Origin of the sequence: Eubacterium barkeri (assembly GCF_900107125.1) — a bacterium.
Taxonomy (GTDB): Bacteria; Bacillota; Clostridia; order Eubacteriales; family Eubacteriaceae; genus Eubacterium_O; species Eubacterium_O barkeri.
Window position 1 is genome coordinate 1 of record NZ_FNOU01000038.1, and the last position, 10913, is coordinate 10913.

A 10913-nucleotide genomic window follows, 5' to 3' on the forward strand; every position below is an offset into this window, starting at 1 on the left:
CTAAGCACGAAGCCCCCCTTAAGATAAGATATCTCATTCGAAAGAAGTAAGGCCACTGGAAGACGACCAGGTAGATAGGCTGGAGGTGGAAGTACGGTAACGTATGGAGCTGACCAGTACTAATCGGCCGAGGTCTTGATCCAATCAAGACATAATCTTAACACTCTGTATGCTGTTTTGAAGGACCGTCGGCTGAGACGACGCGGAAGCGTCAGACGAAGACGGAGTGCCTTGTCCTATGAGCGGAAGCGAATAAGGCACGGTAACGGTCCGAAGGCATTTGGCAGCACTTTTCATCCGAAAAGGATGAAAGAAAAGTGATGACAAATACCATCCGAAAAAGAAGCGAATAAAGAGCACTTAGATTGCGTGACGATAGCAAGAGGGGTACACCTGTTCCCATACCGAACACAGAAGTTAAGCCTTTTAGCGTCGAAAGTACTTGGTGGGTGACTGCCTGGGAGGATAGAACGTCGCGCAATCTAATGGCTCTTTATACATTAGGATCTTTGCATATTACAATGATATTTAATCCGTGACGATAGCGTGGAGGGCACACCTGTTCCCATACCGAACACAGAAGTTAAGCTCCACAGCGCCGAAAGTACTTGCTGGGTAACTGGCCGGGAGGATAGGACGTTGCGGATTTTTTAATTTTTTGATAAATGATAAATATTAAAAAAGAGGATTTACCGTTGCTGGTGAATCCTCTTTTTGTAGCATTACTTTTTAATTCGAATAAAGCGCAGAAGCTTAGAAAAGGCAACGGGTAGTGTGATCTGTTCTTCCAGATCAGCCCAGGATACAAAAGTCGTATTATCCCGGTATTGGCATTGAGGTTCTCTCACCTGTAGTCCATTAAGATGAAAGCCATAGATGGACATATCCCAGATGATATGGGAGAAAACATGTTTCTCCTTTCCCAACAGTTGGGCAGGCGGAAGAGTTGAAAAACACGCCTCAAGGTAGTGGGTAATGGAATCCCCGGGCACTGTGCTGGCTTCACAAATCGGGAAGCTCCACAGCCCTGATAACAACCCCGAATCAGGCCGTTTGAGAATATAAATACCTTCTAAATCGTATAGAAGTCCAACCTCCATGGGCAGGCGTTTTTGCTTGATTTTCTTTGTTTTTACAGGGACCTCCTCTGTCGTACCAGAGGCAAAGGCAGAGCACGCCTCTCGAACGGGGCAAAGTAGACAGGAAGGCGCTTTGGGGGTGCAAATCAGGGCCCCTAACTCCATTAATCCTTCATTAAAATCACCGGGATGAAGGGGTAAAGCCGCATCAACCCACTGGGTGACTTTTTTCTTTGTAGGACCTTGGGCAATATCATCTTTCCAATTATTAAAGCGTGTAATCACCCGCAGGACATTGCCATCCACCGCTGAGACCTGAAGTCCAAGAGCAATGCTGGCAATGGCACCACCAGTATAAGGTCCCACACCGGGTAGTGCCAGGATTTCTTCATAATTCCCAGGGAAACGACCATGATGTTCTTCCATAATTTTCTTTGCCGCTTTATGAAGATTTTTGGCTCTTGAATAATAACCTAAACCTTCCCAGGCTTTTAGAACATCGCTTTCTTCAGCGGCAGCCAGTGTGGATACATCGGGGAATTTCTGGATGAATTGCTTATAGTAAGGAATTAAGGTGTCAATTTGAGTTTGCTGAGCCATGATTTCTGAGATCCAGATAGAATAAGGATCTTTGGTTTTCCGAAAGGGAAGATCACGTTTGTTTTCTTGAAACCAATGGACTAAATCACTTGCGAATTGTTGCTTTCTCTCCATTTATCCTCCGTTTGTTACAATTTTGATACAGATTTATTGACAATTTCGATATATTTTGTTACAATAACACAGGAAATGAAAATTCGATGATAATCTTTTAGAAAGGTGTTTATATGGATAAGATTAAACAAACGGCAGGTCTTGCGCTAGGGGCGATTCGAAGACATCGGAAAGAAGCAATCACGCTTTTTTCGCTCTTTCTTTTCGTCGTTGCCATGGGGCTGACCTGCGCCTTTAATGTAACAAAAAATATTCAAATTAATGTGGACTCCAAAGAAAAGTCTGCTATCGGAGCGGTTCAAACCAAGACCGTTTCTGCAGCGCTAATGACCCCTATTGAGGAGATTCTTCAGAATGAAGGAGTCAACATTACTGATGATTATACCGTAGATACAGACTTAAGTAAATTGGCTAAAGATGTTGATGTGGTAAATGTCACTAAAAACGTTAAGGGAACGGTTATTGCAGATGGCAAGTCCGTTGATTTTGATTCTACCGCCAAGACGGTGGGGGATCTTCTGGACGAGCTAAAGCTGAACGTGGACGAAAACGATGAAGTAACGCCCGCAAAGAATGATGTGCTGACCACCGATGTCAGCCAAATCAGTGTGGCACGTATTGAGGTGAAGACAGAGGCCCGGGAAGACCAAATTCCCTTTGGGGTTGAAGAAACAGTGAACGATCAACTGGGGACAGATGTGCAGAATATTACCACACCTGGGGTCAATGGGCTGGAGAATGTGGTGGATCAGGTGACCTACCGCGATGGGCAGGAGGTTGCCCGTAATACTCTTGCGAAGGTTACGCTGAAAGCTCCAGTAAACCAGGTTGTTGAAGTTGGAACGAAGCTTCCTGGTGGTGGTAATTTATCCACAGGAAATAGAACCGAGGATCCAGGCAGCAATATGGACCTCATCAGTGCGGTAGTCGCCCAAGAAGGAGGACATACCTATGAGGGGGCGTTAGCCGTTATCTCCTGTATGATGAACCGTGCCGATGTTGGCAGCTGGGGTGGTGGCGATGTCATCAGTGTGATTAAGGCACCAGGCCAATTTGCAGCATACTTAGATGGCGATTATTCCAAATATATGGGGGCCGCTTTACCAGAGGTCCGTCAGGCTGTTACAGACTGCATGGTCGGTGGGAAGCGAAGCCACAATTATTTAAGTTTCAGAAGCTATCAGACCAGTGGATCAGTACAAATTGCTGGTGGGAACTGGTACTTCAATGAAAAGTAATTAATACTTATCCAAGAAACCTGTAGAAATACAGGTTTTTTTGATGTTTTAGGCATTTGTTTCACATTTAAAGCAATCCATAGGGTATAATAAAACCATTAATTAATGCAATGCACAAAGGAGTTGTCATTTTAATTTATGATTTCATTCAATAAACCTCCCTTTCTTGGGACTGAATTTAAGTATATTAAAGAAGCCATCGACAATAAACAGATTAGTGGGGATGGTGCGTTTACCAAGTGCTGTAGTCAGTGGTTTGAAAACCAGCTGGGAGGAAGCCCAGTATTGTTGACCACCTCTTGTACCCACGCCTTGGAAATGGCCGCATTATTGTTGAATATCAAACCCGGGGATGAGGTTATTATGCCCGCCTATACCTTCGTTTCTACGGCCAATGCCTTTGTCCTGCGTGGGGCACAGGTCGTTTTTGTGGATATTCGTCCGGACACCCTTAATCTTGATGAAACCTTGATTGAGGATGCTATCACGGATAAGACCATTGCCATTGTCCCGGTACATTATGCGGGTGTCGCTTGTGAGATGGATTCAATCAATGCCATTGCGAAAAAACATGGATTAAAGGTGGTGGAGGATGCCGCCCAGGGAGTAATGGCTTTCTATAAGGGGAAGCCATTGGGAACACTGGGGGACTTAGGGTGCTTTAGCTTCCATGAAACGAAGAATTATAGCATGGGAGAAGGTGGTGCCCTGGTGATGGGATCACCGGATTATGTGGAAACCGCGGAAATCATCCGGGAAAAGGGGACAAATCGAAGTCGCTTTTTCCGGGGGGAAATCGATAAATACACTTGGGTGGAAACCGGCTCCTCCTATTTACCCAGCGATATGAATGCAGCCTATTTGTGGGCTCAGCTCCAGGAGGCCCAGGCCATTAACCGTGATCGCCTGAACAGTTGGAACTATTATTACGAGGCTTTGGCACCCCTGTCGGAAACGGGCAGGATTACCTTACCGACCATTCCAACGGAATGCACTCACAATGCCCATATGTTTTATATTAAGGCGGCAGATTTAGAAGAACGAACGGCATTGATGGCCCATATGAAGGCATCGGGGGTCCAGGCGATTTTCCATTATATTCCCTTGCACACAGCTCCGGAAGGGCGTCGGGTTGGACGCTTTCATGGGGAGGATCGTTTTACCACGGCGGAAAGTGAACGCATATTGCGGCTGCCCATGTACTATGGCCTGGAGGAAAAGGATCGGGATCAGGTGGTGGATGCGGTTAAGGCCTTTTATCGTTAAGTGGGGGACCTTATGAAACAGAAAATTGCAATTATCGGAGCCAGCGCCTTTCAGAATCCTTTGATTTTAAAGGCCAAGGAAAAGGGCTATGAAACCCATGTGTTTGCCTGGAAGGCCGGGGATGTGGGGGAACGTACGGCAGATGTTTTTTATGACATCAGTATTACCGAAAAGGATAAAATTCTGGAAATTTGTGGAAAAGAGGGGATTTCCGGGATTTGCTCCATTGGTTCGGATCTGGCGTGTATTGCGGTGAGTTATGTGGCTGAAAAAATGGGTCTGACGGCCAATTCAATCCAATGCTCGGAAATCAGCACCAATAAGTATAAAATGCGCCAGGCCCTTTTGACAGGGAATGATCCCATTCCAGGTTTTATGGAGGGGGATGAATCAACCCTGGCTGAGGATGTATCCCTTTGTTATCCCCTGATTGTAAAACCTACAGATCGTTCAGGAAGCCGGGGGGTTACCCGGGTGGAGACACCAGAGACCCTTCAACCGGCCATTGAAGCAGCATTACAGGATTCCTTTGAAAAAAAAGTTATGATTGAGGAATATATCGGGGGTCAGGAGTACAGTGTGGAGTGTGTTTCCTGGGAGGGAAAACATTCTTTTCTGGCCCTTACCCAGAAATGGACCACAGGAAGTCCTCATTTCATTGAGACGGGCCATTGCCAGCCCGCCGAAGTATCTGAAGAATGTCTGGAGGCCATCCGTGTGGTGGTTTTCCATGCCCTGGATTCATTGGGGATTCGTTATGGGGCCTCCCATTCTGAAATTAAGGTGATGGATGGGGATATTCGCATCATCGAAATTGGTGGGCGTATGGGGGGAGACTGTATTGGCTCCCATCTTGTGCCGGTGTCCACGGGAGTGGATTTTGTGGGGATGGTGGTGGATATTGCCTGTGGTCAGGCACCGGATTTCACTTTAAAGAGAAAACCAGAACCTGTGGCTATCCGCTTTATCTTTGGAGAAGAGGATCGGACACAGTATGCGGCCTTAAAGGCTACCCGGCCCCAGGATATCCTAACAACTGATTTTGACAATGTGCCGATGGGCAGCGAAGTGGTGACAGACAGCTCAAACCGGCATGGATTTTATATTTATCGTGGTGATTGGAGGATTTGATGCCAAAAAAAGAAAAAATATCCTTTGTGATTCCCTGCTATCGCTCGGAACAGACGATCACATCTGTTGTAACGGACATTCAGGATACGGTGAGAACACGACCGGAATACGATTATGAAATTATCCTGGTAAACGATGGATCTCCAGATGATACCTATAGTGTTTTAGAACAAATTGCGGCAGTGAATCCGGAAGTGGTCGTCGTTAACCTCATGCGTAATTTCGGCCAGGCCTCTGCCATCATGGCGGGATACCACGAAGTTACCGGGGATTTGGTTATCAATCTGGATGACGACGGACAGACAGATCCCAAGCAAATGTTCACTCTGGTTGATCAGCTCAAAGAGGGTTATGATGTGGTTTATGCGTTATATGACAATAAGCAGCATAGCTGGTTTCGTAATTTTGGGTCAAAGATTAATGATATTATGGCGGATCACCTCATTGGTAAACCCCGCAATTTGGTGTTTACCAGTTATTTTTGTGCCATCCGAAAGGTCATTGATGAGGTGGTGAAGTACGATAAACCCTACCCCTATGTGGATGGTCTGGTGATACGAGTCACTCGGAATGTGTCCTCTGCTCCCATTCACCATAAATCAAGGGAAGCGGGAGAATCTGGCTACACCTTTGGAAAGCTCATTTCCCTATGGTTAGATGGGTTTACGGCCTTTTCGGTCAAACCCCTGCGCATTGCCACGATCTTAGGCTTTGTGATTGCACTATTGGGCTTTATTTATGGGATTTATACCATTGTGATGCAATTTGTCAATCCCAGCGAAATTAGCGGCTGGCCCTCACTGATTTCTGCAGTGGTCTTTCTGGGTGGGGTCAATATGGTGCTTCTGGGCCTGGTGGGTGAGTACGTTGGCCGGGTCTATATTAGCATGAATAATGCACCGCAGTTTATTGTGCGCAATGTCATCACCCAGGAGGGACACCATGAATTCGATTAAGGCCAAGGATTTCCTATTTTTGCACGGACTTTTATTCATCTATTCGTTAAGTGCGGTGTGTTCTAAAATGGCAGCAGGCTTTGATTTCCTTTCAGCCGGTTTTATTTTGTATTATGGCTTGGTGTTGGTTATTTTAGTTGTTTATGCATTGCTGTGGCAGCAGGTGCTGCGCCGCATGCCCCTGACGGTGGCCTTTGCCAATAAAGCAGTGGTTATTATTTGGGGGATTGTCTGGGGCATGGTCTTGTTTGGGGAAACTCTGCGTCCAGGGATGGTGGTCGGTGCGATTGTCATTATTGCAGGGATTTATCTGGTGGTGACTGATGATGCATGAAATGTGGCCTTTTATCTTGATTTTTCTGATTTCGGTGCTCGTCTCGTCCATTTCTCAGATCGTTTTAAAAATCAGTGCCAATAAGGAATATGACAGTTTAATCCGGGAATATCTGAATGTTCGGGTTATTCTGGCCTATGGCCTTTTCTTTGGTTCTACCCTTTTGACCACCTATGCCTATCGTGGGGTGCCCCTTTCTCTGGGGCCTGTCATTGAATGCACCGGTTATGTTTATGTGGCGGTATTGGGTGCCATGGTCTTAAAGGAGAAATTTTCTAAAAAGAAAGTTATTGGCAATGTCTTAATTGTATTGGGGATTTTGGTGTATGCGTTATGGTAGGAAAGGGACTTTTAAGCATTCTGACATTGCTGCTGTTTATAGCGGTTTTGTGGAAGGTTGTTCCAGCCATCATGACAACGGGCAATGTGATCTTCGATATATGGTTAGGATTAGCTACCATTCTTTTTCTTGTTTTTTGGATTGCCATGATTTTACGGAGGGACCCCAATGACCCAAATCACTAGGTTTTGTAAGAATTATTATCTGGAAATCCTCTTCATTCTCTTTATCTTTACAATTTATATGTGCTGGGCGATCCTCATCCCCTTTAATCAGGCGCCGGATGAGCAAATGCGATATCTGATTCCCAAGTTTATCTTTAACCATGGCACCTTGCCCCTGGGGGATCATCCGGAAATCGTAAATCGGACCTGGGGACAATCCTATGCCTATCAACCCATTCTGGCCTATCAAATTGCCGCTGTTGCCATGAAAATTGGGGCTTTCTTTGGGATGCCGGAAAATAGTCTGTATCTGTCTGCCCGGGTGTGCAATGTCCTATTCGGGACAGGGACGGCAATTCTGGCTCTGGCCATTGGACGCCGGGCTTTTCCTGGGAAATATCAATTCCTTTTTCCGGTTTTGCTCTGTCTTTGGCCGGAGGTCATCTTTATTAACGCCTATGTCAATAATGATGCCCTGGCCTTTTTCGCGGCGACGCTTATTTTTTATGCCTGGATTCTGGGGCATCAGAGAGAGTGGGATTTAAGAAGCTGTATTGTTCTTGCCCTTGGGCTATCCCTTTGTTTTTTATCCTATTACAATGCCTATGGATTTATTTTTTGTTCGGCTTTTTTATATGCTGCCGAGTATTATCTGAATCGGAAAAAATGGCCCCTCAAAAGATTCCTGGGCTATGGATTGATGATTATCGGAATCTGTGCGGTTTTGGCCGGCTGGTGGTTTGTCCGCAGTGCTATTCTTTATGATGGGGACTTCCTGGGGCTTGCAGCCAGTAATGCCCTGGCCGAGAAGCTTGCCCAGCCTGACTTTAAGCCCTCGGCTCATATGACCCCACAAAACCAGGGGTATTCCTTATTACAGATGCTAATCGGTCCCATTACCCTTTATGGTCATGGATCGAGGGGGTGGCTGTTTAATAGTGTTATCAGTATTATTGGCGTTTTCGGGAATGCGAGTATTGCGATGTCCATGGCGTCCTATCTACTTATGGGGGGAATGGTCCTGGGGGGATTGATTTGTGCTTTTTTTTGTTGGTGGTGCACCAAGCGCAAGGGAATGGGGAGTTATGATTGGATCTGGGGGATGACATTATTCCTGGCAATTCTGATGCCTGTATCCATTGGAATATACTACTCTTACACCAGTGATTATCAGCCCCAAGGGCGTTATATTATTACCTTGCTGATTCCGCTGCTCTATCTGATTACCTGGGGATACATTTGGTTTCAGGAATGGATTAATGAGAAATTGATGCTTTTACGGATGCATTGGCAGTTACCAGTACAAGAAGGCTTGATGGGGATGGTGTCCTGTGTATCCTTTGTGGCATTGTGCGGCACGCTGTTTAATTATTATCATGGATAAGGAATAGAAAATTTTAGATTACCCCTTGTGTATTGTATACAACAATTGCTATACTTATAAGAAGATATTAAGATTGGAGTGGAGAACAATGGAAATAAAGGTTATCGAAACAGAGAATCCGAAAAAAAAACCTGATGAAGGAAATCTTCCCTTCGGGACATGCTTTACGGATCATATGTTTACAATGGAGTATACCGAAGGTCTGGGTTGGCACGACGCTCAAATCCTTCCCTATGGTCCCATCGCCCTTGAACCGGCCTGTAGTGTGTTTCACTATGCTCAGGAAGTCTTTGAAGGGCTGAAGGCCTATAAAACAGAGGACGGCAGCATTCAATTATTTCGCCCAACAGAAAATCTGGCGCGGATGAATCGGTCAAATGAACGGATGTGTATCCCTCAGATTGATGAGGCCTTTGTGTTGGATGCCCTGAAGCAGCTGGTAGCATTGGAGAAGGATTGGATCCCAACGGCACCTGGGACATCCTTGTATATTCGTCCCTTTGTCTTTGCGACAGATCCTTATATTGGGGTGCGTGTCAGTCAGACTTATAAGTTCTTTATCATCCTATGCCCTGTGGGAGCTTACTACGAAACTGGCCTGAAGCCGGCGATGATGCATATTGAAAAGGTTTATGCCAGAACCGTGGTTGGTGGAACAGGAGAAGCGAAATGTGGGGGGAATTATGCCGGCAGCCTGGCTGCCAGTGCCAAAGCCCATGAAGCGGGCTATGAAGAAACACTATGGCTGGACGGTGCGACCCGCCAGAATATTGAAGAGGTGGGATCGTGTAATGTGATGTTTAAAATTGATGGAAAATTTGTGACCCCCAAGCTGACGGGCACCATTCTTCCAGGGATTACCCGAAAAAGCATCATCGAGCTTCTTAAAAGCTGGGGAGAAACGGTTGAGGAACGGGTCATTTCCATTAAAGAGTTTGTCGAGTTGTATCATCAGGGTAAGGTTGAAGAAGTTTTCGGCATGGGAACTGCTGCTGTAGTATCACCCATTGGCAGATTGAACTTTGAGGGTGAAGATATGATTTTCAACAATGACGAAATTGGGGAATCCGCTCAAAAAATCTACGATACCCTTTGTGGGATTCAACGTGGTTCCGAGGAAGATACCTTCGGATGGATTGTTAAAGTTTGCTAAATCAACTAAAAAATGATTGATGTGAAAAAGCTATTGACAGGGGCGAAAGCCCCTGTTATAATAAGTATCGCATCACATCGAGAGGTACCGAAGCGGTCATAACGGGGCGGTCTTGAAAACCGTTAGGGTGCAAGCCCACGTGGGTTCGAATCCCACCCTCTCGGCCAGATTTTTTTTGACCAATGTCATGGTATCTGTTATAATGAATAAACAAGATGAACCATTCTGAATAGCAGGGATGGGGATTGTATTGATGGAGAAGTACTCAAGTGGCTATAAGAGGTGCCCCTGCTAAGGGTATAGGCCGTTAACGCGGTGCGTGGGTTCAAATCCCACCTTCTCCGCCATCGTATATTACGCATCAACCTTTGGGTTGGTGTTTTTTGTTTTATAGTAAATATTGGGGTAGAACTACCTCAGTATTTTTTTTGCAAAAAATGAGCATGAATGGTTCATATCCGTTAGAATAAAGCGACCAGACCGTACTCAAGGAGGAACCATCTTACTCAATAAAGATTATATCAATGAATGACTCGGATTGGAAGGAGTAGAAGTAACGAAAATTGATAGAAAAGAGGCGGCCATTCACATCCATATGCAAATGGCAAAGACCCCTGACCCTATTTGGGGGAGGGAAATGCGGACAAAAAGCTGGCAATCAAACGGATTCTAAAAGGAGTTAAAATTGTACAGTAAAGAAGAGCAATTAAAAAAGCCTTAAACTTACTTCACCGAGTTAAATCCGTGTGTAAAGTCGTTCACCAACTGAATGATCCAAGTCGTCACCAATTGTACACTTGGATTGCACTGGAAGGGAAGCAGAAACCAAAAAGAAAGCAACTCCTCACGATTCATCCTTTTGAACATCCAAGAAATCCATCCTTTGAGGTAAAACTTGAGGCCATCAAGCGGTGCTTTGAAATGGGCGAAAGCGTAAAATCAGTATACGAAGATATTGGTTATAACCATGCTACCATTTATAATTGGCGTATCCGGAAATTCAGAGCACCTGTTTCCGAAAATTCAGTGCAGGCATTTCCGATAGGAAGAGCATCTCCTATAATGGATGTAAACACAGATTCTTGTGTAAATTCATTAAGGAGGTCGATAACCATGATTGATTATCGAGAAATTCTCAGGCTTAAAAACCTGGG

At 45.3% G+C, this 10913-nt stretch carries 10 protein-coding genes, 2 tRNA genes and 3 rRNA genes; 14 read left to right on the plus strand and 1 reads right to left on the minus strand.

From position 1 onward, the window contains the following. The 3 genes from BLU30_RS13840 to rrf (BLU30_RS13850) form a co-directional block, all read left to right on the plus strand. A 23S ribosomal RNA gene (locus BLU30_RS13840) occupies positions 1–143 on the plus strand; the annotation flags it as partial. A 222-nt stretch (positions 144–365) separates the two neighbouring features. Further along, positions 366–482: ribosomal RNA gene (rrf, locus tag BLU30_RS13845) — 5S ribosomal RNA — on the plus strand. 49 nt (positions 483–531) lie between these two features. Continuing rightward, a 5S ribosomal RNA gene (gene rrf / locus BLU30_RS13850) occupies positions 532–648 on the plus strand. Between the two features lie 74 nt (positions 649–722). On the opposite strand, the gene mutY is transcribed toward rrf (BLU30_RS13850), so the two are convergent. After that, the gene (gene mutY / locus BLU30_RS13855; protein ID WP_090247265.1) at positions 723–1793 is read right to left on the minus strand and encodes an A/G-specific adenine glycosylase; all 1071 of its coding nucleotides are present in this window, start codon (positions 1791–1793) and stop codon (positions 723–725) included. Positions 1794–1906: 113 nt separating this feature from the next. On the opposite strand from mutY, the gene BLU30_RS13860 reads away from it, so the two are divergent. The 11 genes from BLU30_RS13860 to BLU30_RS14405 all read left to right on the plus strand — a co-directional run. After that, positions 1907–3031 (plus strand): G5 domain-containing protein, encoded by a 1125-nt coding sequence (locus tag BLU30_RS13860; protein WP_090247266.1) that lies wholly within the window; start codon positions 1907–1909, stop codon positions 3029–3031. Positions 3032–3169: 138 nt separating this feature from the next. Next, positions 3170–4297 (plus strand): dTDP-4-amino-4,6-dideoxygalactose transaminase, encoded by a 1128-nt coding sequence (gene rffA / locus BLU30_RS13865; RefSeq protein WP_090247268.1) that lies wholly within the window; start codon positions 3170–3172, stop codon positions 4295–4297. 12 nt (positions 4298–4309) lie between these two features. After that, positions 4310–5428 carry an ATP-grasp domain-containing protein gene (locus tag BLU30_RS13870; RefSeq protein WP_090247269.1) on the plus strand — a complete coding sequence of 373 codons (1119 nt, stop codon included), beginning with the start codon at positions 4310–4312 and terminating at the stop codon, positions 5426–5428. Continuing rightward, entirely contained in the window at positions 5428–6384 is a 957-nt protein-coding gene (locus BLU30_RS13875; RefSeq protein WP_090247271.1) for a glycosyltransferase, read from the plus strand. Before BLU30_RS13870 ends, BLU30_RS13875 begins: the two co-directional genes overlap by 1 nt. Next, entirely contained in the window at positions 6371–6718 is a 348-nt protein-coding gene (locus BLU30_RS13880; protein WP_090247272.1) for a transporter, read from the plus strand. Before BLU30_RS13875 ends, BLU30_RS13880 begins: the two co-directional genes overlap by 14 nt. Beyond that, complete coding sequence (locus BLU30_RS13885) at positions 6708–7058, plus strand: EamA family transporter (protein WP_332583268.1); 351 nt, start codon at positions 6708–6710, stop codon at positions 7056–7058. The genes BLU30_RS13880 and BLU30_RS13885 overlap by 11 nt, the downstream gene beginning before the upstream one ends. 168 nt (positions 7059–7226) lie before the next feature. After that, complete coding sequence (locus BLU30_RS13895; RefSeq protein ID WP_090247275.1) at positions 7227–8606, plus strand: ArnT family glycosyltransferase; 1380 nt, start codon at positions 7227–7229, stop codon at positions 8604–8606. Between the two features lie 88 nt (positions 8607–8694). Continuing rightward, positions 8695–9759, plus strand: a complete 1065-nt coding sequence (locus tag BLU30_RS13900) for a branched-chain amino acid aminotransferase (protein ID WP_090247277.1) — start codon at positions 8695–8697, stop codon at positions 9757–9759. 78 nt (positions 9760–9837) lie between these two features. Then, positions 9838–9926, plus strand: a tRNA-Ser gene (locus BLU30_RS13905). 88 nt (positions 9927–10014) lie between these two features. Continuing rightward, positions 10015–10106: transfer RNA gene (locus BLU30_RS13910), tRNA-Ser, on the plus strand. Positions 10107–10548: 442 nt separating this feature from the next. Then, positions 10549–10913: transposase (locus BLU30_RS14405; protein WP_207648020.1), on the plus strand; the 365-nt coding region annotated here is incomplete at its 3' end.